Annotated in this window: 20 protein-coding genes; 13 read left to right on the top strand and 7 right to left on the bottom strand. The window is 58.3% G+C overall.

Annotated features, from left to right (window positions below; genetic code table 11):
- Window positions 1-7 precede the first annotated feature (7 nt).
- On the top strand, window positions 8-1426 hold the full coding sequence (locus tag ABI171_RS05510) for a PepSY domain-containing protein (protein WP_348091609.1): 1419 nt from the start codon (window positions 8-10) through the stop codon (window positions 1424-1426).
- Window positions 1427-1440: 14 nt separating this feature from the next.
- Here the strand turns inward: ABI171_RS05510 and selD are convergent, their stop codons facing one another.
- The 3 genes from selD to ABI171_RS05495 form a co-directional block, all read right to left on the bottom strand.
- Window positions 1441-2499: a selenide, water dikinase SelD gene (gene selD / locus ABI171_RS05505; RefSeq protein WP_348091608.1), complete on the bottom strand. Its 1059-nt coding sequence runs from the start codon at window positions 2497-2499 to the stop codon at window positions 1441-1443.
- A 35-nt stretch (window positions 2500-2534) separates the two neighbouring features.
- Entirely contained in the window at window positions 2535-3596 is a 1062-nt protein-coding gene (mnmH, locus tag ABI171_RS05500; RefSeq protein ID WP_348091607.1) for a tRNA 2-selenouridine(34) synthase MnmH, read from the bottom strand.
- Between the two features lie 78 nt (window positions 3597-3674).
- Window positions 3675-4292, bottom strand: a complete 618-nt coding sequence (locus ABI171_RS05495; protein ID WP_348091606.1) for a TetR/AcrR family transcriptional regulator — start codon at window positions 4290-4292, stop codon at window positions 3675-3677.
- 130 nt (window positions 4293-4422) lie between these two features.
- On the opposite strand from ABI171_RS05495, the gene ABI171_RS05490 reads away from it, so the two are divergent.
- Window positions 4423-5274 carry a metal-dependent hydrolase gene (locus tag ABI171_RS05490; RefSeq protein ID WP_348091605.1) on the top strand — a complete coding sequence of 284 codons (852 nt, stop codon included), beginning with the start codon at window positions 4423-4425 and terminating at the stop codon, window positions 5272-5274.
- A 146-nt stretch (window positions 5275-5420) separates the two neighbouring features.
- Window positions 5421-6050: a DUF2242 domain-containing protein gene (locus ABI171_RS05485; RefSeq protein ID WP_348091604.1), complete on the top strand. Its 630-nt coding sequence runs from the start codon at window positions 5421-5423 to the stop codon at window positions 6048-6050.
- 86 nt (window positions 6051-6136) lie between these two features.
- Here the strand turns inward: ABI171_RS05485 and ABI171_RS05480 are convergent, their stop codons facing one another.
- Entirely contained in the window at window positions 6137-8029 is a 1893-nt protein-coding gene (locus tag ABI171_RS05480; protein WP_348091603.1) for an autotransporter domain-containing protein, read from the bottom strand.
- A 221-nt stretch (window positions 8030-8250) separates the two neighbouring features.
- On the opposite strand from ABI171_RS05480, the gene ABI171_RS05475 reads away from it, so the two are divergent.
- Window positions 8251-8718, top strand: coding sequence for an Lrp/AsnC family transcriptional regulator (locus tag ABI171_RS05475; RefSeq protein WP_348091602.1), 468 nt, complete (start codon window positions 8251-8253; stop codon window positions 8716-8718).
- A gap of 28 nt (window positions 8719-8746) precedes the next feature.
- Here the strand turns inward: ABI171_RS05475 and metC are convergent, their stop codons facing one another.
- Window positions 8747-9946, bottom strand: coding sequence for a cystathionine beta-lyase (gene metC / locus ABI171_RS05470; protein WP_348091601.1), 1200 nt, complete (start codon window positions 9944-9946; stop codon window positions 8747-8749).
- Between the two features lie 305 nt (window positions 9947-10251).
- Between metC and ilvD the strand changes: the two genes are divergently transcribed.
- The 7 genes from ilvD to ABI171_RS05435 all read left to right on the top strand — a co-directional run bounded on the left by ilvD (window position 10252) and on the right by ABI171_RS05435 (window position 19603).
- Window positions 10252-12126, top strand: a complete 1875-nt coding sequence (gene ilvD / locus ABI171_RS05465) for a dihydroxy-acid dehydratase (protein WP_348091600.1) — start codon at window positions 10252-10254, stop codon at window positions 12124-12126.
- A 417-nt stretch (window positions 12127-12543) separates the two neighbouring features.
- Entirely contained in the window at window positions 12544-13770 is a 1227-nt protein-coding gene (locus ABI171_RS05460) for a TIGR03862 family flavoprotein (RefSeq protein WP_348091599.1), read from the top strand.
- A 131-nt stretch (window positions 13771-13901) separates the two neighbouring features.
- On the top strand, window positions 13902-14762 hold the full coding sequence (locus ABI171_RS05455) for a hypothetical protein (RefSeq protein WP_348091598.1): 861 nt from the start codon (window positions 13902-13904) through the stop codon (window positions 14760-14762).
- A 184-nt stretch (window positions 14763-14946) separates the two neighbouring features.
- Window positions 14947-17613: a DNA mismatch repair protein MutS gene (mutS, locus tag ABI171_RS05450; protein WP_348091597.1), complete on the top strand. Its 2667-nt coding sequence runs from the start codon at window positions 14947-14949 to the stop codon at window positions 17611-17613.
- On the top strand, window positions 17613-18596 hold the full coding sequence (locus ABI171_RS05445; protein WP_348091596.1) for a hypothetical protein: 984 nt from the start codon (window positions 17613-17615) through the stop codon (window positions 18594-18596). Before mutS ends, ABI171_RS05445 begins: the two co-directional genes overlap by 1 nt.
- 205 nt (window positions 18597-18801) lie before the next feature.
- A complete protein-coding gene (locus ABI171_RS05440) occupies window positions 18802-19077 on the top strand; it encodes a hypothetical protein (protein WP_348091595.1) in 276 nt (91 codons plus the stop codon).
- A 4-nt stretch (window positions 19078-19081) separates the two neighbouring features.
- On the top strand, window positions 19082-19603 hold the full coding sequence (locus tag ABI171_RS05435) for a DNA-binding protein (RefSeq protein ID WP_348091594.1): 522 nt from the start codon (window positions 19082-19084) through the stop codon (window positions 19601-19603).
- 84 nt (window positions 19604-19687) lie between these two features.
- Here the strand turns inward: ABI171_RS05435 and ABI171_RS05430 are convergent, their stop codons facing one another.
- Window positions 19688-20230, bottom strand: coding sequence for a peptidylprolyl isomerase (locus ABI171_RS05430; RefSeq protein ID WP_348091593.1), 543 nt, complete (start codon window positions 20228-20230; stop codon window positions 19688-19690).
- A gap of 205 nt (window positions 20231-20435) precedes the next feature.
- Here ABI171_RS05430 and ABI171_RS05425 point away from each other — a divergent pair, with 205 nt between their 5' ends.
- Both ABI171_RS05425 and ABI171_RS05420 read left to right on the top strand, forming a co-directional pair.
- Window positions 20436-21557, top strand: a complete 1122-nt coding sequence (locus ABI171_RS05425; protein ID WP_348091592.1) for a cupin domain-containing protein — start codon at window positions 20436-20438, stop codon at window positions 21555-21557.
- A gap of 603 nt (window positions 21558-22160) precedes the next feature.
- Entirely contained in the window at window positions 22161-22478 is a 318-nt protein-coding gene (locus ABI171_RS05420; protein ID WP_348091591.1) for a hypothetical protein, read from the top strand.
- A gap of 114 nt (window positions 22479-22592) precedes the next feature.
- Here ABI171_RS05420 and ABI171_RS05415 read toward each other — a convergent pair whose 3' ends face one another.
- Window positions 22593-23369: an MBL fold metallo-hydrolase gene (locus ABI171_RS05415; RefSeq protein WP_348091590.1), complete on the bottom strand. Its 777-nt coding sequence runs from the start codon at window positions 23367-23369 to the stop codon at window positions 22593-22595.
- Window positions 23370-23398 lie beyond the last annotated feature (29 nt).

Genomic DNA, 23398 nt, shown 5'->3' with positions numbered 1-23398 from the left:
AAGAATCATGCAAACCGCTTTGCAGCAACCGATGCAAGCTGACATCAGCTCAGCCTCAGTTTCATCGCGCAATTACCGCATCCTGTGGCGCTGGCATTTTTATGCCGGCCTGTTCGTCATGCCATTTTTGATGGTGCTGGCGATCACCGGATCCATCTATGTATTCAAACCGCAGATAGAAAATATCCTGTACGGCGACATGCTACATGTCGCCGCAAGCGGCCAGACGCGGCTGGGTTATGACAAGCTGCTGGGAATCGCGGCCGGCGCCTTGCCCAAGGATGCCACACCAAGCTCGATATCCGTCAGCGCCGATCTGCAGCGCAGCACGGAGGCAGTGTTCCGTCTGCCGTCCGGCGACAGCAGCAGCGTCTATCTCAATCCGTATAACGGCCAGATACTCGGCACGCTCAGCGTCGAACACCGGCTGATGAAGCAGGTGCGGCAGATCCATCGCGATCTGCTGCTGGGACGCTGGGGCGGCTGGCTGATGGAACTGGCGGCCTGCTGGACCTTGATCATGGTCGGCACCGGCATTGCGCTGTGGTGGCCGCGCAAGCAATTCTCCGCGTGGGGCACCCTGCTGCCCCGCCTCGGCCTGCGTGGCCGCGCAATCTGGCGCGAACTGCATCTGGTGGTTGGCATATGGGTCTCTATCGGCGCGATATTTTTCGTTCTGAGCGGCTTGCCGTGGTCCAGCTTCTGGGGCAAGAATTTCCAGGCGGTGGTGACCTGGGCCGGCTCCGGCCGGCAGCCACCGGCGCAAGCAGCCGCCCCGGCGGCCCACGACATGGCCACCATGGGCGACATGCCGATGAAGATGCAGGATCTGCCTCTGGCGAATATCCCATGGGCGGTTGGCGCCACCGGCGTGCCGATGTCGCGCGACATGCTGCCGCAGCCCCTGAGCGTCGATCAGGTGGTTGACATCGCGGCGCGCAATGGCATGGCGACTTACCAGCTGGCGTTGCCGAACAATATCTCCGGCGTCTTCACCGCATCGTATGCGCCGGGCGCCGGTGAATTCGTGCGCTCCGACCTGGATCGACAGCGCACGCTACATATCGACCAGTACAGCGGCGCTGTCATCAAGGATCTGCGCTTTACCGACTACAACCCGGTCTCAAAGCTGGTGACGTTGGGCGTGGCGCTGCACATGGGGGAGTATTTCGGGTTGGCCAATCAGTTGCTTTGCGCCGCAATTTCGCTGACGCTGCTGGGCATGGCAGTGACGGGATTCGTGATGTGGTGGAAGCGCCGTCCGCAAAATTCAGTCGGCGCGCCGAAACGCGTTGTAGAACCGCCGCCATCGATCAAGCGCTGGAAAGGCTATATGGCGATCCTTGGCATCCTGTTCCCGTTGATGGGCGTCACCATGATTGCGGTATGGCTGGGCGACACCCTGTTTTTCAGAAAGCGGGCCTGAGGGCCATAAAGCGATCAGGCAATCACTTCAACGCCAACCGTCTCCGCTGTCATCTCGCCGATGACGGCGGCGTCGCCAAAGCCCTCGCGCCGGAACAGCGCCAGCACATCCTCAACCGCGCCGGCTTCGCAAGACACCAGCAAGCCACCCGAGGTTTGCGGATCGGTCAACAGGCTGCGCTGGACGCCGGTGATGCCGGCCGCCAGCGTCACTTCATGGCCGTAGCCATCCCAGTTGCGCGGCGAGGCGCCGGTGACATAGCCCTGTTCAGCCAGTTGCTGCACCCGCGGCAACAAGGGCACCGCGCCCATGCTGATCCTGGCGCAAAGCCCGGCCGCGCGCGCCAGCTCCAGCGTGTGTCCGAGCAAGCCGAAACCGGTGACATCGGTCAGCGCATTGACTGCGGTCATTTCCGACAGTAGCTTGCCAGGCTTGTTCAGCTTGGTGGCATTTTCAATCAGGGCCGCGTAGCCGTCGGCATCCAGCGCGTCTTTTTTCAAGGCGGCAGAGAGGACGCCGACGCCGATCGGTTTACCAAGGATCAGCTTGTCGCCAGCCTTGGCGCCGGCATTGCGCTTGACCTTGGACGGATGCACCAGGCCCAGCACCACCAGGCCGTAGATAGGTTCGACCGAGTCGATGGTATGGCCGCCGGCGATCGGAATCCCGGCTTCGGCGCAGATCGCCTCGCCGCCCTTGAGGATGTTTGCAATCACCTCCAGCGGCAGTTTATTGATCGGCATGCCGACCAGCGCCAGCGCCATGATCGGCGTGCCGCCCATGGCGTAGACATCGGAAATGGCGTTGGTGGCGGCGATGCGGCCGAAGTCGAAAGGATCGTCGACGATCGGCATGAAGAAATCGGTGGTCGCAATCAACGCCTGTTCGTCATTCAGCTTGTAGACGGCGGCGTCGTCGGCGGTTTCAATCCCGACCATCAATTCCTTAGGCACCGGAAAGCCGTTCGATCCCTTGAGGATTTGCGCCAGCACGCCCGGCGCGATCTTGCAGCCGCAGCCGCCGCCATGGGAAAAGGAAGTGAGTTTGATGCTGGTTTCAGAGAGGTCGGACATGCTATTCCTGGAATAAATGTGGTTGAGCGGCAGGCTTATTTGTCTTGATACAATTGCCTTGCCGCCTGCAAAAACGCTTCTGCCGATATATCTGCGAGATCAAGTATCTGCGCCGTAGAAAACTGATCGAAATTGCGCTTGATCGATTGCGCATACGCAGGATCATAGTGCTTCAGCAACAGCGCATCAACCACGGGTTCGATCTGGCCGGCGCTTGCCATTTTCTGCCAGTCGCCAACCGTCTCGCGTCCATGCAGATAGGCCAGGCAAGCAAGTTGCGTATTCAGCAAAGCGGGGTCGATGACGAAGTGCGCATAATCTTCCATCAGCAGCTTGACCCGCTCCGCTCTCGGCAGCGCCAGCGCAATACAAGGCGACTTGCGGATCTGCGCCATCAAGGCTTCCGGCACGCGCAGATTGCCGATCTTCTTGCTTTCCGATTCGACAAAGATGGGATAGCGCACATCGAAGTGCTGCAGCTTGTCCCAGATCCTGCTTTCAAACGCCTTCTGCGACGGCTGCGCTTCCTGCGGCAAATCGCCCAGCACCGAGCCGCGATGGGCGGCAATCTGTTCCAGATCCAGCACTTGCGCGCCTTGCTGTTCCAGCACTTGCAGCAGACGGCTCTTGCCGCTGCCGGTAGGTCCGCAAATCACCTTGTAGGTAAATTGCTGTGGCAGCTGTTCCAGACTGCTGATGACATAGCGACGGAATTCCTTGTAGCCGCCCTCCAGTTGCACCACCGGCCAGCCGATTTTCGCCAGGATATGCGCCATCGCGCCGCTACGGTTGCCGCCGCGCCAGCAATAAATCATTGGCGTCCATTCGCGCGGCTTGTCGATGAACAGGGTTTCGATGTGCTGCGCCACATTCCTGGCGACCAGCGCCGCCCCCAGCTTCTTCGCTTCAAACGCGCTGACCTGTTTGTACAGGGTGCCGACTTGTATCCGCTGGGCGTCGTCCAGCACCGGGCAGTTGATGGCGCCGGGAATCCGGTCCTCGGCAAACTCGGCAGGCGTACGGGCATCGATGATGGTGTCGAACTGTCTGATCTGCTGGAATATTTCTTCAAAAGAGAGCAATGCTGGGTATTTCATTCGCGTTTTCTATTGGTTGGCGCCACGACGCCATTATCGGGCATTTTCCCGGTCTGCCCCCGGGAGCGGAGAATCCGTTTAAAAATCGGCCGGCTGCGCCAGCATGCCCCATGCCAGCTGCACCAGTTCATCTTCAAACTCAATGCTGCCCAGCAGCGGCGATTTTTCCAGCGAAGCGCTACGGATGGCGCCGATCACCGCACGCGTCACCACGAACATCATGGCCGGCGTCGGCGGCCGCAAGTTGGGGTGATGAATCCGCTGCATGCTGATGGCGATCCGCTCCGCCGTCTCGCGCAAGGCTTGGGTAATGTCGTCGTGATGATCGTGTTGCCAGGCAAAGCGCACCATCGCCCGCTTGGCGCTCCGGCCACTGCCAAGGCCTTCTATGTTGATGCGGATGAATTGGCGCAAAAAGGTTTTCGGGTCGAGCTGGTCGACCTGGTTCTCCGCGCTTTCCATCAATGCATCCAGTTCATCCATCACACGCCGCCGCTCGCGCGCGATGAGCGCGGTCAGGATAGCTTCCTTGCTGGGGAAGTACTGGTACAGAGTGCCGATCGAAAAACCCGCCTTTTCGGCCACCTTGTTGGTGGTCAGGCCGGCCGCCCCTTCGCTTTCCAAAATCTGAGCAGTGGTCTCGAAAATGGTTTCTATGGTGCGTTGGGCACGCTCCTGCGTGGGCAATTTTCGCATTGTTTCATAGGAGGAACCTGGAATTCGCTTGTTCATGTGCGCACCTGTCAAAAACTGAGCAACTTGCGAGTTTAAAAACTGAATAATGCTCAGTATACTGGTTCTGTCGTTAATCAACAGAGATAAGCGCGTGAATACATCCAATCCGTTATTGGTAAGAAAGCTATTGGTCGATCTGACGCAAGGTTTTCCCCGTCATTGGCTGGCAGGCAAAGCCTTCCGCACTCAATTCTTCAATGCCATGTCAATGAGTTTTCCGGTGGGGGAGCAGGATTTCATCGACTCTGTCCGCGAAGCTGCGCTGGCGTTGCCAGACGACGCCGAACACGCCTCGCTGCAGGCGACGATCAGTGATTTCATCGGCCAGGAAGCCACCCATCGCCGGGTCCACACGCTGTACAACGAGCAACTGGAAAAACAGGGCTTGGTCAACCACTGGCAACATTGGGCCGCCAAACTGATCGCGCTGGGCCGCGCACGCAACATGCCAGCCATCAGCCGGCTGGCGGTCACCGCCGCGTTCGAGCATTACACCGCGGTGCTGGCCGACCTGACGCTGCGCAATCCCGAAGTAATGGAAGGTGCCGATCCCATGCTACGGACGCTATGGACCTGGCACGCAGTGGAAGAAACCGAGCACAAGGCGGTTGCCTTCGATCTGTATCAGACCCTGGAGGGCAGCTACAAGACACGGGTGCGCTGGTATATGTTTGCGATGACGCGCTTCACCATCATGGCAACCAGGCAAACCGTCAACAATCTGTGGCATGACCGGGTATTGTTCAAGCCGAGCACCTGGCTCGACGCCGCCAGCTTCTTTTTCGGCCGCCATGGCTTGGTCTGGCTCAGCTTCATGCCTTTGTTCGGCTATCTGAAACGCGATTTTCATCCGTGGCAGCATGATAATCGCGCGCTGGCGGAACAATGGCTGGCCGACAATTCCGGGCAATATGCAATTGTGCGCGGACTACACGCTGCATAGATGTACCAAGGATACAAACCAGGAAACCAGATGTAAATGCAACGAAACTCCCCGACTTCTGTCGAATAGCGCTGAAAGGCGGGCGCGATAGTCTAAAATGCTTCCGCCGCTTCAACTTAGCCGATCGAATCAAGGAGTTTTCGTTTATGTCCAGGATGTCCAGCCGCTTGTCCGCCTTCCCTGCCTTGCTGCCTGCTTTCCTGCTTACTTTGCTGGCAGGCGCTGTTGCCGGTTGCTCGACGACCAAGCCGACGGTCTATCAAGGTGAGGAATTCAGCGAAACCAGTACGTTTTCCCACGATTTCGCCACTTCCAGCTCGGCCACTTGCGAAGCGGCGCGGCGTACCTTGCTCAGCCAGGGTTACATCATCAAGCAAGCCAAGGCCGACCTGGTCGATGGCCACAAGCACTTCCAGCCGGAAAGCGACGTCCACGTCGAAATCGAATTCCACGTGGTGTGCGCACCCAATGACAAGGACGGCAAAAGCACGACCTTGTTCGTCAGCGCCACCCAGGACCGCTATGCGCTCAAGAAAACCAACAACTCCGCCAGCGTCGGCCTGAGCGTGCTGGGTTCAGTGTCGTTGCCGATCGGCAGCACTTCTGATTCCTTGGTCAAGGTGGCCAGCGAGACGATTCCGGCCGGCCAGTTCTATGACCGTTTCTTTGGCCTGATCGAACACTATCTCGGCCTCGACGGCGGCTTGCCGGTGGTCGATTTCGACGACAAGCCGGCATTGCCGACCAAACCGGTGTCAAAAACCGAAGAAGAGTAATTTCGCGCGATAAAAAAAGGCCGCTGGTGCATCAAGCACCAGCGGCCTTTTTATTGGTTCGCCGATCCTGGAATCGGCTAGTCGTTTTAGAACGCCTTTTTCAAGCCGACCTGGAACGAGTTGATTTTGTTACTGCCGGCGAACTGGCCGTTATAGCTGGCGTAGGCGCTGAAATCCGTCGCCAGTGCAATGCTGGCGCCGAGTTCCACCCGGCCGCTGTTGCTTGGTCCCTGATAGGCCGGCAGGCCGAAGCTGCCGGCCATGCCGATCAGGTTGGCGCGGACGTCGCGATCGCTGTTCTCAAACTCCTTTTCCCAGGCCAGCTTGGCAAACGGCTGCAGCGCATAGCTGCCCAGCGTCAGCTTGCTGGTGATTTGCGCACCCAGGCTGGAGACCAGCGAATTACGTGTTTGCGAGTTGAAGTTCATCGCCGTGCTGTCGTTGCCGTTTTCCGCATAGCCGCCGACGTTGACTTGTTGCCAGGTCAGGTTGGCAACCGGGCTGAGCGTCGCTGCGCCGAGGTCGAAGTCATACTGGCCGCCGATGCGGAACAGGAACTGATGACCATTGGCGTCGCCGCTTTCGCTGCGGATGGCCGGACCCAGTGCGATGTTTCGGGTAACGTCGTTGTACTGCAGCGAGCCAACCATGCCGATGGCGTTGAGGGCCCAGGCGCCATCGCGGTATTGGGTATATGCCGACAGCATCGCCTGGCCCAGCTTGAAGCCGCCGCTATCGTTGCCGAAATTCGCCCGGTTATGGGTAAAACCGAAGGCGCCGCCGACCGTGACATTCTGGTTGACCGCATAGTCGACACCGACAGTCAGGCTGTTGGCCGAACCGTCAAGACCGGGATTATTGCCGTTGTGATCCAGGCTCTGATGGGTATTGTCATAGGCCGCATAGGCTTCCACCTGCCCGGCCCGCGGTGTCAGACGCAAGCGGTCGTCGATGGCGCGCGTGAAAGTCTGGGCGCTGGCCAGCGGCACTTCCGCCAGCATGCCGATCTGGCCTGGCGCCTGCAATACCGATTCAACGTATTGCGCCAGGATGGCGTGGCCGGCGCCGGTCGGATGCACGCCGTCGGCAAACAGGTAGGTTTTATCTGCGCCGGGCGCCACCAGCGTCGAGGTGGTGCAGGTCGAGGAAGACGAGGTGGTGCAGGCCGGCGTGGTGACATTGGTGAAGCCGTACACACTCGGATTAGCGATCACTTCGCGCAACAGGCCATAGGCATTAATCGCCACGATATTGCCGCCGAGCCCGTTCAAACCGGAATTCAGCGCGGCATTGAAACTGCTGGATGAAGCGCTCCACAAGGTCGCCAGCGCCGGAATAGAGGTCCCTTCCGGCGTCTTGCCGACATCGGGCAGATTGACCACCAGCACGGTACCGGCGCCGGCTTGCTGTAATTGCCGTACCAGCCCCACCACATTGGCGGCTTCGCCGGTCACTTGCTGGATCACCAGCGCCGCGGTAGCAGCTTGGGTGGCCGGATTGAGCAAGGCGCCGGCGCTGGTATTGGTATAGCCGAAAACGTCATTGGCGCCGGCCCAGACCGCATACAGTCCCTTGCCGTCGAGATGCGGATTGGCCGCCAGATAGCCGTTGACCTGACTGGTGACGGTTGGCACCAGAGGCGCGGTCGCCGCATCCGGCCAGCCATTCTGACTGGTGACGCGAGCGCCGCCCACCGCATAATCGGTGCCGCCGGCAGCCTGCACGCCGCTTGGCGTCAGGATGGCTGCAGGGTTGGCGGCGGTGCCGTATTTGTGCGCCAGCAGCTGCGCCCAGACCGGATCGGGATTGGTGGTAAACGAAGCCTGTTTGCCGACGCCGGTAAAATAACCGCTGTCAGTCAGCGAATCGCCGAAGAACACCATCTGGGAAAAATTCGCCGCGCTGGCGGGGGCGCTGATAACCAGCCCGGCGCCGATCAGTGCGGCAGTGCGGGTCGCCAGGGTAAGCGCTCGCGTCATGGGGCTCAGGCGGAATGATGTTGGTAATGGAATGCGCAATTTTGTCTCCTTCTTGTAATTATAGATATCGCGCCGTTAATATCTTCCACCCGGACTGCAATGTCAATCAAGTACATAGGCAAAACACTCGAAAACCACCATGCCGACGCAACTGGCGCTAAACTCGGTTCTGCCGGATTGCGCCACGCGCCGGCCTGCCCCACCCTTCAATCAAGTCGACCATGGATAAAATAGATAAACAGATTCTCGCCATCCTGCAAGAAGACGCCAGCACGCCGGTGGCGGAAATCGCCGAGAAGGTCAACCTGTCGTCGACGCCATGCTGGCGCCGCATACAGAAGATGGAAGAGGATGGAGTGATATTGCGCCGCGTGGCGCTGCTGGATGCCGACAAGCTGAATGTCGGCGTAACGGTATTCGTCTCGATCAAGACCAGCCAGCATAACGCCAACTGGTATGCCCAATTCAGTAATACCGTAAAACTGATTCCGGAAGTGGTGGAGTTTTACCGCATGAGCGGCAATATCGATTACCTGTTGCGAGTGGTGGTGCCGAACATCGCCGCCTACGATGCGGTGTACCAGAAGCTGACGCAGTCGAACGCGCTGTTCGACGTCAACGCCAGCTTTGCGATGGAGCAGATCAAGCACACTACCGCCCTACCGCTCGACTATGCAGGATTGGATTAGCCCCAAATAGTCCGACCCGCCAGTTCATTTATAGCGCTTGCTCCATGCACTTGAACGCCTGCCCCATGTCCGCCACCAGGTCATCGAGATTTTCCAGGCCCACATGCACCCGCACCAGTGGATTCTGGTACGTGGTCTTGGAGGCGACCCGGGTAGGCGGCTTGTCCAGCGGCAGCGCCAGGCTTTCAAAGCCGCCCCATGACAGGCCGATGCCGAACAACTGCAGGCTTTCAAAGAACTTGGACAAAGCCGGACGGCCGACCTCTTTCAGCTCGACCGTGAACAGCCCGCTGGCACCGAGGAAATCGCGCTTCCACAATTTGTGGCCGGGATCGGATGGCAAGGCTGGATGCAGGACGCTCTCGACCAGCGGCTGGGTGCGCAGGTACTCGGCCAGCTGGATGCCGTTTTCCCAATGCTGGCGCAGGCGCACCGCCATGCTGCGCATGCCGCGCAAGGCCAGGTAGATATCGTCCGGGCCGGCGGTCTGGCCGAAATCGTGGGCGCCATTCTTGAGAATGCTCCAGGCGCGCTCATTGGCGCTGGCGACACCGAGCAAGGCATCGGAATGACCGACGATGTATTTGGTGGCGGCGTGGATCGAGACATCGACACCGTGTTCGAACGGCTTGAAAAACAAAGGCGTGGCCCAGGTATTGTCGAGCAAGACATAGGCGCCGACTTTATGCGCCTCTTCAGCGATGGCCGGAATATCTTGCACTTCAAAAGTCCACGAACCGGGCGACTCGACAAACACCACGCTGGTGTTCGGCCGCAGCAAAGTACGAATTTCGCCGCTGATCAGCGGATCGAAATATTCGACTTCCACCCCCATGCGGCGCAAGACGCGGTCGGCGAAGGTGCGGGTCGGGCCGTACACGCTGTCGGTAATCAGCACGTGATCGCCGCTTTTGACGAAGGCCATGATGCTGTGGGTGCAAGCCGACAGGCCGGATGGAAACACCAGGCAGTTGTGGCCGCCTTCCAACGTGACGATCGCCTGCTCGAAGGAGCGCGTGGTCGGCGTGCCGAAACGGCCGTAGTTGGACATCGGATTGTCGATCTGGCGGCTGGCCTCCCAGTCTTCCAGGTTGTTGGCGATGATGGTCGAGCCGCGGAAAACCGGCGTGTTCACCATCCCTGCAAAGCGCGCAGGCTCACGGCCGCAATGGACTAATTGCGTGTCGACATGCGTAGCCGGGGAACCGGGAGAATTATCGGTAGACATGGGAGCCTCCAAATTGTGCTGTACGTTGAGATTACCTGTGTCTATTGTAGGAGTGTAGCCATGGAAAATTGTCGCAACAATTTGCTTGAAAATAATATTTATTAGAATTTTTTTCTATATTTTGTTAATTTTTTAGAAAATAAAAGCAAAACGGATCACTGTCATGGTAAATCGCTCACAAATCCAATGAATTCAATATATATGCAATTTATATTAATAAGCCACAAATCATATATTTGACACAGCGTTATGGGCAAGGCACTCTAGCGTCAGCCCTAAAGCCATTATTTCTGGAGATGCACATCATGCCGCAATATCGTTCCCGCACCACCACCCACGGCCGCAACATGGCCGGCGCCCGCGCACTCTGGCGCGCCACAGGCATGAAAGACGGCGATTTCGACAAGCCGATCATTGCGGTGGTCAATTCCTTTACCCAATTCGTCCCGGGCCACGTCCACCTGAAGGACCTGGGCCAGATGGTCGCCCGCGAGATCGAAGCGGCCGGCGGCGTCGCCAAGGAATTCAATACGATTGCGGTGGATGACGGCATCGCCATGGGTCACGGCGGCATGCTGTACTCGCTGCCCTCGCGCGAACTGATCGCCGATTCGGTCGAGTACATGGTCAACGCCCATTGCGCCGATGCCATGGTGTGCATCTCGAATTGCGACAAGATCACGCCGGGCATGCTGATGGCTGCCATGCGCCTGAATATCCCGGTGGTGTTCGTTTCCGGCGGCCCGATGGAAGCCGGCAAGGTGGTTGAAAAACTGCCGGGCGTGGCGGTGATCGACCAGAAGATTTTCAAGATCGACCTGGTGGACGCCATGATCAAGGCCGGCGACCCCTCAGTCAGCGATGCCGATATCGCTGAAATCGAACGCTCGGCCTGCCCTACCTGCGGTTCCTGTTCCGGCATGTTTACCGCCAACTCGATGAACTGCCTGACCGAAGCGCTGGGCCTGGCGCTGCCCGGCAACGGCACCATTCTCGCCACGCACGCCGACCGCAAGGAATTGTTCCTGCGCGCCGGCCGCCTGATTGTCGAGCTGGCCAAACGTCACTACGAGCAGGATGACTATTCTGTCCTGCCGCGCAATATTGCCAACAAGGCGTCGTTTGAAAACGCCATGACACTGGATGTCTCGATGGGCGGCTCGACCAACACCGTGCTGCATTTGCTGGCCGCAGCGCAGGAAGCGGAAGTCGATTTCAAGATGGCCGACATCGACCGCATCTCGCGCCACGTGCCTTGCCTGTGCAAGGTGGCGCCGATGACCGACAAATACCATATCGAAGACGTGCATCGCGCCGGCGGCATCATCAGCATCCTGGGCGAGCTGGCGCGCGCCGGCTTGCTCGACACCAGCCGTCCGACCATTCACTCCAAGACCCTGGGCGACGCCATCGCCAACAACGACATCACGCAAACCCAGGACGCTGCAGTACACAAGCTGTTCAGCGCAGCGCCCGGCGGCGTACCGACCCAGGTCGCATTTTCGCAAGAAAAACGCTTCACCAGCCTCGACACCGACCGCAGCAACGGCTGCATCCGCGACAAGGCGCATGCCTATTCGCAGGATGGCGGGCTGGCGGTCTTGTACGGCAACCTGGCGGAAAACGGCTGCATCGTGAAAACCGCAGGCGTCGATGAAAGCATTCTCAAGTTCAGCGGCCGCGCCCGCGTCTTCGAAAGCCAGGACGATGCAGTGGAAGCGATCCTCGGCGATACGGTGCATGCCGGCGACGTCGTCATCATCCGTTACGAAGGACCGAAAGGCGGCCCGGGCATGCAGGAAATGCTGTACCCGACTTCCTACATCAAGTCCAAAGGCCTGGGTAAATCCTGCGCGCTGTTCACCGACGGCCGCTTCTCGGGCGGTTCCTCCGGCCTGGTGATCGGCCATGCTTCGCCGGAAGCGGCGGAAGGCGGCGCCATCGGCCTGGTGGAAGAAGGCGACACCATCGAAATCGATATCCCGGAACGCCGCATGCACCTGAAGATCAGCGACAGCGAACTGGCGCAACGGCGCGCAACGATGGAAGCCAAGGGCAAGGATGCCTGGAAGCCGGCCAGTCGCCAGCGTTATGTATCGCAAGCGTTGCAAGCGTACGCCGCCATGGCGACTTCGGCCGACCGCGGCGCGGTGCGCGATATCAGCCAGCTGAAGCGCTGAACCGAAGCGCAATCTGCAGCGATATTCGTTATTGTTTCCTAGCGTTTATCTGGCAAAAAAAATGTAACTCTCTGTAAAAGAGGCCGGTGCAAACCGGCCTCTTTTTTTGCATTTCCTTCTTATTAATCAGGAAAATATTTTTCCACGGAAAGCACGGAAAACACTGAAAAAGCCCAAGCACGCCTTGAACTTCGGGGTTTTCCGTGTTTTCCGTGCTTTCCGCGGACAAAAGTTTTTTGGAGAATATTTGCTGCCAATCTCGCCACCCGAGCCATCGCATCGCTTGCTTCAGCGCTATAAAGAATCCCTCTCTATGGTAAAGTTGCAACCCCTGCCTGACCGGCATTGCGTCCGGCAGTCTCACAGCTATAGATGACTTCGTTGAATAATCCCGAGATACAAAAAGCAGAAAAAAAAATGGCCAGGAACGTGGCTGTTATTGGCGGCGGCCCTGCCGGATTGATGGCCGCCGAAGTGCTGGCCGCCGCCGGCGTGCAGGTTGACGTATTCGACGCCATGCCTTCGGTCGGCCGTAAATTCCTGCTGGCAGGAAAAGGCGGCATGAACCTGACGCATTCGGAACCCTGCGAAGCCTTCCTGTCACGCTACGGCGCGCGCCGTGAACAGATCGCCCCCCTGCTGGAACAGTTCGGCCCGGACGCGCTGCGCGCATGGGTCCAGGCACTGGGCATAGACACCTTCATCGGCTCATCCGGCCGCGTGTTTCCGACCGACATGAAAGCCGCACCGCTGTTGCGTGCATGGCTGCACCGCTTGCGCCTGGCCGGCGTGCGGTTTCACATGCGCCATCGCTGGTTGGGCTGGGACGCGTCCGATACATTGCTTTTCGAGACGCCGCAAGGAAACCACACAGCCAGCGCCGATGCGGTGGTGCTGGCGCTTGGCGGCGGCAGCTGGGCGCGACTCGGCTCCGACGCCAAATGGGTACCGCTGCTAACGCAACGTGCGGTGCAGGTGACGCCGCTACTGCCATCCAATTGCGGCTTCGATGTCGGCTGGAGCGACTATTTCCGCGACCGCTTTGCCGGCCAGCATTTGAAGTCGGTCGCCATCCTGATCGACGATGGCAACGGCGGCCCGCCGGCATTGCGCAAGCAAGGCGAGTTTGTGGTTAGCACCAACGGCGTCGAGGGCAGCCTGATCTATGCGCTGTCGGCCGGTTTGCGTGACAGCATCGCTGCCAGCGGCAACGCCGTTATCAAGATCGACCTGCTGCCAGATTGGCCTTTGCAACGCGTGATCGATGAAGTAGCCCGGCCGCGTGGCGCACGTTCATGGTCCAGCCATCTGCAAAGCCGGCTGGGATTGAAAGGCGTCAAGACCGGCTTGCTGCGAGAATTGGTGACACCCACGGATTTTATCGATCCGCTATGCCTGGCGCATGCCATCAAGGCCTTGCCCTTGACGTTGCTGGCGCCGCGCCCTATCGATGAAGCCATCAGCAGCGCGGGCGGCGTGGCGTTTGAAGGGATAAACCGGCAACTCATGCTGGAATCCGTGCCGGGCGTGTTTTGCGCTGGCGAAATGCTGGATTGGGAAGCCCCTACCGGCGGTTATTTGTTGACCGCATGCATGGCCTCCGGACGGGTTGCAGGTAATGGTGTTTTGAACTGGTTGCCGTAAAATGCGCAATTTAGATCCTGGCTTTTTATTCACGAACCGCGCGGCTGTCCATGACGCCGCCAGCAGACTTGCCCGCAAGTCAACCAAACAAGGCTGAACCGATGACGGAAAGGAGTGCAAAACCAAGAAAGTTGTCGTGGCTAGACAAGCGGCGCGCCAATCAGCAACGCATTCCCAAGATCGTCGGCGTGCTGATTTCGATCCTGTTCCACGCATTCGGTATCTGGTATCTGCTGACTCGGTTGCCGATCGAGCTGCCGTCAACCCCGGCGCCCGGCAATATGGGCACGGTAAGCATTACGCTGGCGCCAGCGCCAACCAATGCGCCGAAGCAGCCGGCCAAGACGCCGCCGGCCAAACCAAAGACCGCCCCGGCGCCGGCCAAGCCGCACAAGGTAACCCCGAGAACGGTCCAGATTCGCAAACCGATTACACCGGTCGCCCCGGAAACCGTAGTCACTCCTCAGCCTGATACACCCAAATACGCGCAATCGGTAGAGGAGGATTTTTCTTCGCACATCCAGGCGGCGCGCGAGAAGCGCGAAGCCGCCCAGGCGCAGGAACGTGCAATGGAAGGCGACAACTCGCCAAGCGAAGATGCGCCGCAATCGCCGAACGACATCGCGCGCGCCAACATCCAGGCGCAACGTGGCTGGATGGGCATAGACAAGGCGAAAAATGGCGGCATCTTCGAGGTGCGCGATAAAACCCCATTCCGCGCCAATCTGGTGTTCCACGGCTGGAGCACCGACAACAACCGCAACGCGACCCAATATATCCCGGTCGAACGCGGCACCGACGCCAGCATCGAAATGGCCATCGTCAACAAGATAATCGAAATGATCCGCAAGAAAACCCAGACCGACATCCCCTGGCGCTCGCACCGCCTGGGCCGCGTGATTACACTCAGCGCGCGCCTCAAGGATACGGATGAACTGCAGCAGTTCCTGATGCGGGAAATGTTTTACCAGGACGCCGCGCCACCAAGGTAAGCACAAAAAGCACAATAAGCGCGGCAAGCAACCAGGGGTTGTTGTCTGAGCCGCAAAGAAATGGCGGCTGGGGCTGCTTCAGCTTACAATATCGGCTATACCTAAACACGATAGCAATCAAGCTCACACCGGCTTGAGAAAGAACCTATTTAATGCACCCAGTTTTTCATCAGCGAGCCGCCCAATGACGGTCGCGGCACAAAAAGTCTCACCAGGCATGCAGCAATACCTCGGCATCAAGGCCGACTATCCGGACACGCTCGTGTTCTATCGGATGGGAGATTTCTACGAACTGTTTTTCGAGGATGCGGAAAAGGCTACGCGCCTGCTCGGCATCACGTTGACTTCACGCGGCACCTACAACAATGCGCCGATCAAGATGTGCGGCGTCCCTTTCCACTCGGCCGATCAATATCTCGCCAAGCTGATCAAGCTGGGCGAATCGGTAGCTTTGTGCGAACAGATCGGCGACCCTGCGACGAGCAAGGGGCCGGTCGACCGCAAGGTGCTGCGCGTGATTACTCCCGGCACCCTGACCGACTCCAACCTGCTGCCGGAGAAATCCGACCAGCCGCTGCTGGCGTTGTTCATCACCCAGCAGCGCAAGGCCGTCAAGGTCGGCCTGGCCTGGCTGTCGATGGCCAGCGGCGCGTTGAAGATGATGGAATTCGCTTGCGAGCCGGCGACGCTGGACACTTTGCTGAAGCAGGAACTTGAGCGCATCGCGCCGGCGGAAATCCTGATGGCCGATATGGTCGCGAATGTGGCAGGCCCGATGCTGGCCAAGGGCGTGATCGACAAGGCCACCAACGTGCCGGAATGGCATTTCGATATCGCCCACGGCCAGAAGTCGCTGCTCGACCAGCTCGCCGTCAGCACCTTGAGCGGTTTCGGTGCAGAAGGCTTGAGCGCAGCCATCGGCGCCGCCGGCGCATTGCTGCGCTACGCCCAATCGACCCAGGGCAAGGGCTTGCAGCATGTCCGTACCCTGACGGTAGAAACCGAAAATGAATTCATCGGCCTTGACGCCGCCACCCGCCGCAACCTGGAACTGACCGAAACCATCCGCGGCCAGGATTCATCGTCCGGCGCGCCGACCCTGTTTTCGCTGCTGGATCACTGCCGCACCGCGATGGGTTCGCGCCTGCTGCGCCATTGGCTGCACCACGCCAAGCGCGACCAGGCGGTGGCGCGCGGTCGTCATGCCGCCATCGGCGCCTTGATGGCGGCGGATGCCGGCAGCGCCCTTTCCAGCACATTGAGCGCAGTACCGGATATCGAGCGGATTACCGCGCGTATCGCCCTGCTGTCGGCGCGGCCGCGCGACTTAGCCGGTTTGCGCGACGGCTTGCTGCAGCTGGATTCGCTGCGCGCCGACGTCGCTCTGTGCGGCAGCGACGGCCAGGTGCCGTTGCTGCAAGAACTGCAACGCGCGCTGGAAACCCCGGTTGACTGCCTGCAATTGCTGCAGAGCGCGATCGCCGCCGAACCGTCGACCATGGTGCGCGATGGCGGCGTGATCGCCACCGGTTTCGATGCCGAGCTGGATGAATTGCGCGGACTGTCGGAAAACGCCGGCCAGTTCCTGGTCGACCTGGAGACGCGCGAACGAGCGCGTACCGGCATCGCCAACTTGCGCGTCGAATATAACAAGGTGCACGGCTTCTACATCGAAGTCACACACGGCCAGACCGACAAGGTGCCGGACGACTACCGCCGCCGTCAGACGCTGAAGAATGCCGAGCGTTACATTACGCCGGAACTGAAAGCGTTTGAAGACAAGGCGTTGTCGGCGCAAGAGCGGGCGCTGATTCGCGAGAAAGCACTATACGAGCAGATCTTGCAAGACCTGGCGCCGCATATCGGCACCCTGCAAAACATCGCCCACGCGCTGGCCCAGCTCGATACGCTGGTAGCGCTGGCCGATCACGCCGCGCGTCATGACTGGTGCGTACCGCAACTGGTGGCCGAGCCGGCGATCCAGATCCTGCAGGGCCGCCATCCGGTGGTCGAAAAGCAGATTGAACGCTTCATCGCCAACGACTGCCAGCTGTCGACCGAACGCAAGCTGCTGTTGATCACCGGCCCTAACATGGGTGGTAAATCGACTTTCATGCGCCAGGTGGCGCTGATCACTCTGCTGGCTTATGTTGGCAGTTACGTGCCTGCGGACAGCACCGTGCTGGGTCCGATCGACCGCATCTTCACTCGCATCGGCGCAGCAGACGACCTGGCTGGCGGCCGTTCCACCTTCATGGTGGAGATGACCGAATCGGCCGCTATCCTTAATGGCGCCAGCGACAACTCGCTGGTGCTGATGGATGAAGTCGGCCGCGGCACTTCGACCTTCGACGGCCTGGCGCTGGCGTGGGCGATTGCGCGTCACCTGATCGACGTCAGCCGTAGCTTTACCTTGTTCGCCACCCACTACTTTGAACTGACCCAGCTGCCGGACTTGCACCCGTCGGCCGCCAACGTCCATCTGTCGGCGGTCGAGCATAAGGACAGCATCGTGTTCCTGCATGCAGTGCAAGCTGGGCCGGCCTCGCAAAGTTATGGTTTGCAGGTGGCGCAACTTGCCGGCGTGCCGGCGCCGGTGATCCGCGCCGCCCGCAAGCACCTCGCGTTGCTGGAATCGCAGTCGATGCAACCGATACCGCAGTTCGATCTGTTTTCGCAAGCCGCGAATATGGCAGCAGATGACGAGACGGATACCGGCGCAGGGAGCGATACCCTGGGTAGCGAACTGATCGCGACGCTGGATGGCATCGATCCGGACGCCTTGACGCCGCGCGAAGCATTGGAACAGCTATACCGCCTGAAACATCTCGCCACGGCGCAAAAAAACTGATGAACGCTCGGCCGCTACGCAAATCACCTTCTGTCCCGACCTTGAGGCTGGCGTTGCTGCTGACCTTGACGGCGGCACTGATGGTAAATTGCGGCGCGGCGTTTGCGGACAGCAGCAGTTTCAGCTTTGGCGTGATCGCTCATGCCTTCCGTGGCAATGCAGACGAAACAACGCTGCGCAACGCGATCACTGAAACCGACGCCGACAACCTGGCTTTTGTGGTGGCCAACGGCATCAAGGCCAGCAGCGAGCCTTGCTCGGACCAGCTGTATAACCAACGCAAGAGCCTGTTGAATAGCGCCAAAAACGGCTTGATCGTGTCGCTGTCGGCAAGCGACTGGGCGGCCTGCCGGACTGCGGCCGACCATTCTGCAGCGATCGAGCGCTTGAACCGGGTACGCGACCTGTTCTTTTCTGATGAATTTTCTTTCGGCGACAGCAAGATCCCGCTGATCAGGCAATCGACCTCGCCAAAATTCCACAGTTACGTGGAGAACGCACGCTGGGAGATCGGCAATGTCGTGTTCGCCACCATCAACCTGCCGGCAACCAACAACCACTACATGGCGGAAGGCGGCCGCAACAGCGAATTCGAAGACCGCCAGATCGCCAACCGCGAATGGCTGCAACGGGTTTTCCTGAACGCTTCACAAAAAAAATCGGATGCCGTTGTCTTGTTTTGCGATGGCGACCCGCTGGCCACCCAGCGCCACCGCGTCTTCGACTTTAACGTCAAGCGCGACGGCTTTGCCGAAATCCGCCAGCGCATCAGCGCCCACGCCAGCCAGTTCGAAGGCAAGGTGCTGATCATCCACGGCCCGCATGAAGCCCAGCCGCCAAGCTCCACAGCCATTATCTGGCAGCGCAACCTGGGCGACCTGGAAATCAGCGGCAGCTGGCTGAAGGTCAATTTCGACCCTGCCAATCCCAAACTGTTCGACCTTGGCAGGCCGTCAGAGCAAGCAGCACTGTCGCGCCGATAAGCACTGCCGCCCTGGCGGCTTTATCCGCCGACCGCCTGAGAACCTGCGCTCTAAGGTCTCGCCTAACTTCTCCATTCGTTAATAAAAAGGCTACTTTTCAAGCCATTCCTTTGCGAAGATGGCATTCGCTCGGGCTTGCGTTGCGAAATAACGCCAAGGTTGTCACTTGACATCCTGAGTCCGGCCAACTAGACTGGAGACATTCATGACTCGCCCCACCCATCCGCAGAAGGAAATTGAAGAATCTCTCAAACATGCAGAAGGCAACGGCTGGAAGGTGAAGATAGGTGGCAGTCACGCCTGGGGCAAGATTTACTGTCCCTATAACGACAATGAACGCCGTTGCGGCGAGTTTTGCATCACCAGCGTCTGGAGCACGCCAAAAAACCCGGGTAATCATGCCCGCGCTTTAAAACGCGTTATCGACAACTACACGACGCACAAGCAGCAAATACTGACATCCAGCAAAAAAACGGAGTAAGGCCATGGAATATACCTTCACCTTGAAGTACCAGCTATCCGCCGCGGACTGCAACCACGATGAACTGGTGGAACGCCTCGGAGCGGCAGGTTGCGATGATGCATTGATTGGCGTGGGCCAGGTGCGCCGCATTGCCCTCGAATTCACGCGCGAATCCGGTAATGCCGAAGCGGCGCTGCTAAGTGCGCTGGCAGACATCAAGCGCGCCATTCCAAGCGCCAAATTGATTGAAGCCGCACCTGACTTCGTGGGATTGACCGATGTGGCAGAGTTACTGGGGGTGAGCCGCCAGAACATGCGCAAGCTGATGGTGAATAACGCCAGCTTCCCTGCCCCGATTCACGATGGCAATGTCGCCATCTGGCATCTGGCCGACGTCCTGGCATGGCTGATATGGAAAGGCGGGTATCAACTGGAGCAAGCCAGCGTTGCAGTGGCAAGGGCTGCCAAGCAAATCAACCTGGCCAGGGAGGCTGGCCAGCTTGCCCCCGACATGCAGCGCGAAGTACAGGCGTTGTTCGCGTAGCATTTCAAGGGCAAAGACATCACAGGGCGGCAACCACCGCCCTGTGATTAGCGATCAAACCAAAAGTCCGGCTTGAACTCAGACTTAGTGGATAGGATGACTGCGGAAGTGATCGTCAGCACCATCTTCGTCATGGTCGTCGTGATGATGGCCGTGAGCGCCATGGACATGCTGATGGGCGATCTCTTCTTCTGTCGCGGCGCGCACTTCCGTGACGCTCAGATCGAAACGCAAAGCGATGCCGGCCAATGGGTGATTACCGTCAAGCACAACCTTGTCATCGGCGATATCAGTCACCGTGAAAATCAACGCTTGCTCTTCTTCGTCTTCATTATCCGGCGTGCCTTCGAATTGCATACCGACTTCCAGCGGTGTCGGCAAACGATTGCGCGGCTCTATCTTGACCAGGTTGGAGTCGTATTCGCCAAACGCATCATCCGGCTCGACTTGCAGCTCGGTCTGATAGCCGGTTTCCTTGCCATCCAGCGCTTCTTCGATTTTCGGCAGCGTATTTTCATAACCGCCGTGCAAATACACCATCGGCTCGCTGCTTTCTTCGATCAGATTGCCTTGGGCATCTGACAATTTGTAGCGGACAGTCACTACCGTATTTTTGGCAATCTTCATGATCATTCCTTTCATTTAACATGCGTTGGGATTATACCCGCCGGAACGGTCTCACCTTGCCAACGACGCAAATTTTTACTGGCCCGACCTCGATAATGCAACCGCAAAACGCCGATAGCATATGGAATCGGCATCCATTGCCTAATTTTAAGGCATGCAAACCGCAGTATATAAACCGCAGCATCGAAACCGATATAATACGCGCATGAAAAATTCCACACTCCTGGGCGGATTGACGCCCGCAGAATTCCTGCGCGACTACTGGCACAAGAAGCCGCTACTGATCCGTCAAGCCTTCCCTGGCTTTACACCATTGCTGCAACCCGCAGCGCTGTTTGAAATGGCGCAGCGCGATGACGTCGAATCGCGGCTGATAACCCACTTCAAGAAACAGTGGCAAGTCAGCAACGGTCCGATCACCGAGTTGCCGGGCATGGGCCAGAAAGACTGGACCCTGCTGGTGCAAGGCGTCAACCTGCATGACGACAACGCCGATGCGCTGCTGCGCCAATTCCGCTTCATCCCCGACGCCCGGTTGGACGACCTGATGATCAGCTACGCCACCGACACCGGCGGCGTCGGCCCGCACTTCGATTCGTACGATGTGTTTTTATTGCAGGCGCATGGCCAGCGCCGCTGGAAAATCGGCGCCACCCAAGACCTGACGCTCGTGGAAGGCAGCGCGCTGAAGATACTCAAGAATTTCGAGCCCGAGCAGGAATTCGTCCTGGAACCTGGCGACATGCTCTACCTGCCGCCGCAATACGCACACGATGGCGTCGCCATCGGCGAGTGCATGACCTATTCCATCGGTTTCCGCGCGCCGCCGTTTCAAGAGCTGGGTGAAGCGTTCTTGCAGTTCATGGCCGATTCGATCGACCTGCCCGGGCGCTATGCCGACCCGGACCTGGAAACCAGCAAGCATCCCGCAGAGATCAGCGGCAGTATGCTGGCGCAGATTTCGGATGAGTTGAACAAAGTCCGCTTCACTGATGACGACATCGCCATTTTCGTCGGCCAATATCTGTCCGAACCAAAAGCCAGCGTATTTTTCGAATCACCTGCCAAGCCGCTGACGCTGGCACGCTTCACAGCATCACTGAACAAGCGCGGCGTGGCGCTGTCGCGTAAAACCCAGATGCTGTATCGCGGCAAACATGTATTCATCAATGGTGAATCGTTTGCCATCGGCCGCGCCGACAAGGCCTCCCTGACCTTGCTGGCAGACCAGCGCCGCCTGGATAGCGAAGCCGCCGCCAACATCTCGACCGACGTGCTGGATGCGCTCTACACTTGGTATGAAGACGGCTGGGTGACGCTCGGATAATTGTGGCTGGATGTTTCTGGAATGGTTACATTTTCCAAGAACATCCTTCTTCGGGCACGGAAAACCGGAATGGCGGTTTTATTATCGGACCAAGATATTTGAATAACCGCCAAAGATCGAAAAAAATTTTGCATAAAAATCAGACATAAAACAAATAGAAATTCGTTAAATGTAATTAATAATAAAACAAATCTCGAATTAATATTTACTGCCAGTTTGCTTAAATAATATTCACGATTGACAGTATTTAACAAATACGAAGCCAATCCGACATTCAGCGACATATATCGCAAATACTTTTTTAATTTTAAAGCACCTCACTTTTCAGAGGAAATTTTGACGGTTCGCGACGGTCACGCATCGCCGATATGCTTGAAGCCGCTCCATAAGTTTGAAAAGCGCTGTTGCGTTGATACAAATTCTTACCAAATAGCAAACCGTCAATGTCATATTTAACAAATTCCGGCTATAATCCTGAGCTGGAAAGTTTTTGTTGCATCGCGATGCGCAGTCCCGGCAAAGCACTGCGAAAACATCCTGTAGAGCGATAATTACCGGTAATTATTCATCGCAAAAATTTTGATTACTACTGAAGGAACATTCATGAAAAAAACACTGTTGATCGCATCCCTGTTGGCTCTGACTCTGGCTGCTTGCGGCAAAAAAGACGACGCTGCTCCTGCTGCTGACGCTACTCCAGCGCCAATGGCTGCTCCTGCTGCTGCTGACGCTGCGGCTTCCGCTGCATCCGACGCTGCCGCTGCTGCAACTGCCGCTGGTTCCGCTGCTGCTGATGCTGGCGCCGCTGCTGGTACAGCTGCTGCTGCCGCTGGTTCCGCTGCTGCTGATGCTGCTCACACAGCTGTTGACGCTGCTGCTGACGCTGCTAAAGCTGCTGCCGCACCTGCTGCTTCCAAGTAATCATTGGTTGCGTAAAAAAAGCCGACCTCTGGTCGGCTTTTTTATTGCCCAGAATATGTTAAGCCGGGATCAAGCTACCCTCCCTGCCGCCCACTCCCTCGTTTCCAGTCCCAGTCAAATATCGATCCAGCCGAAACCCTCTTCCTGGCAAGCGATCGTTATCTCCACCAGCTCACTATGCCGTGCGTTGCATAGCGCCGCATAAGCCAGCTCCGGTAAATTATTTCGCGCGCTCAGATGCGCGCCAACCACCTTGCGCAAACGCGACTGATCGAGCGCCTTCAGGATTTCACACGCCGCTTCGTTCGACAAATGACCGTACTCGCCGCCGATGCGCCGCTTGAGCGATGGCGGATAAGCCGAATTGCGCAGCATCTCGCGATCATGATTGCACTCCAACACCAAGGCATCGCAACCACTCAAGGCTTGCACCAGATGATCGGTCAGCTTGCCGGCATCGGTCAGCACCCCTAATTTGCGATTGCCGTCCGTGGCGGCGTACTGCACCGGCTCGCGCGCATCGTGTGGAACCGTATAGGGAGTCAGCTGGAGATCGCCGATAGCGAGTGCGTCGCCATCGCGGCAAAAGCCGACGGTAACGCCGGAACAATCCTGGCGCAGAGCGGCTTGGAAAGTGCCAAAGGTGAGCCAGACAGGTAAACGATAACGACGGGCGAACTTGAAGACGCCGCCAATATGATCCTGATGTTCGTGGGTGACGACAATCGCCGAGAGAGAGGCGCCGTCCAGGCCCAGGCGGGCCAGACGCCGTTCGGTTTCGCGAATGCCGAAACCGCAATCGAGCATCACGTTGGTCGTGGTGCTGCCGGAAGCTGCTGAAATCAGCAATGCGTTGCCTTCACTGCCACTACCCAAGCTTGCGAATTTCAAGGATAGATCCTGGTTAACAACGCATTGCG

The organism is Collimonas sp., from assembly GCF_039923675.1.
Classification (GTDB): Bacteria; Pseudomonadota; Gammaproteobacteria; order Burkholderiales; family Burkholderiaceae_D; genus Collimonas.
The sequence above is the reverse complement of the archived record's forward strand: the minus strand, read 5'-3'. Positions and strand labels throughout refer to the sequence as shown.

Bases quoted from the DNA above. Each gene is read 5' to 3' on its own strand.
- ABI171_RS05510 (WP_348091609.1), top strand. From the start codon at position 8: ATGCAAACCGCTTTGCAGCAACCGATGCAAGCTGACATCAGCTCAGCC.
- selD (WP_348091608.1), bottom strand. From the start codon at position 2,499: ATGTCCGACCTCTCTGAAACCAGCATCAAACTCACTTCCTTTTCCCAT.
- mnmH (WP_348091607.1), bottom strand. From the start codon at position 3,596: ATGAAATACCCAGCATTGCTCTCTTTTGAAGAAATATTCCAGCAGATC.
- ABI171_RS05495 (WP_348091606.1), bottom strand. From the start codon at position 4,292: ATGCGAAAATTGCCCACGCAGGAGCGTGCCCAACGCACCATAGAAACC.
- ABI171_RS05485 (WP_348091604.1), top strand. From the start codon at position 5,421: ATGTCCAGGATGTCCAGCCGCTTGTCCGCCTTCCCTGCCTTGCTGCCT.
- ABI171_RS05480 (WP_348091603.1), bottom strand. From the start codon at position 8,029: ATGACGCGAGCGCTTACCCTGGCGACCCGCACTGCCGCACTGATCGGC.
- ABI171_RS05475 (WP_348091602.1), top strand. From the start codon at position 8,251: ATGGATAAAATAGATAAACAGATTCTCGCCATCCTGCAAGAAGACGCC.
- metC (WP_348091601.1), bottom strand. From the start codon at position 9,946: ATGTCTACCGATAATTCTCCCGGTTCCCCGGCTACGCATGTCGACACG.
- ilvD (WP_348091600.1), top strand. From the start codon at position 10,252: ATGCCGCAATATCGTTCCCGCACCACCACCCACGGCCGCAACATGGCC.
- ABI171_RS05460 (WP_348091599.1), top strand. From the start codon at position 12,544: ATGGCCAGGAACGTGGCTGTTATTGGCGGCGGCCCTGCCGGATTGATG.
- mutS (WP_348091597.1), top strand. From the start codon at position 14,947: ATGACGGTCGCGGCACAAAAAGTCTCACCAGGCATGCAGCAATACCTC.
- ABI171_RS05445 (WP_348091596.1), top strand. From the start codon at position 17,613: ATGAACGCTCGGCCGCTACGCAAATCACCTTCTGTCCCGACCTTGAGG.
- ABI171_RS05440 (WP_348091595.1), top strand. From the start codon at position 18,802: ATGACTCGCCCCACCCATCCGCAGAAGGAAATTGAAGAATCTCTCAAA.
- ABI171_RS05435 (WP_348091594.1), top strand. From the start codon at position 19,082: ATGGAATATACCTTCACCTTGAAGTACCAGCTATCCGCCGCGGACTGC.
- ABI171_RS05430 (WP_348091593.1), bottom strand. From the start codon at position 20,230: ATGAAGATTGCCAAAAATACGGTAGTGACTGTCCGCTACAAATTGTCA.
- ABI171_RS05425 (WP_348091592.1), top strand. From the start codon at position 20,436: ATGAAAAATTCCACACTCCTGGGCGGATTGACGCCCGCAGAATTCCTG.
- ABI171_RS05420 (WP_348091591.1), top strand. From the start codon at position 22,161: ATGAAAAAAACACTGTTGATCGCATCCCTGTTGGCTCTGACTCTGGCT.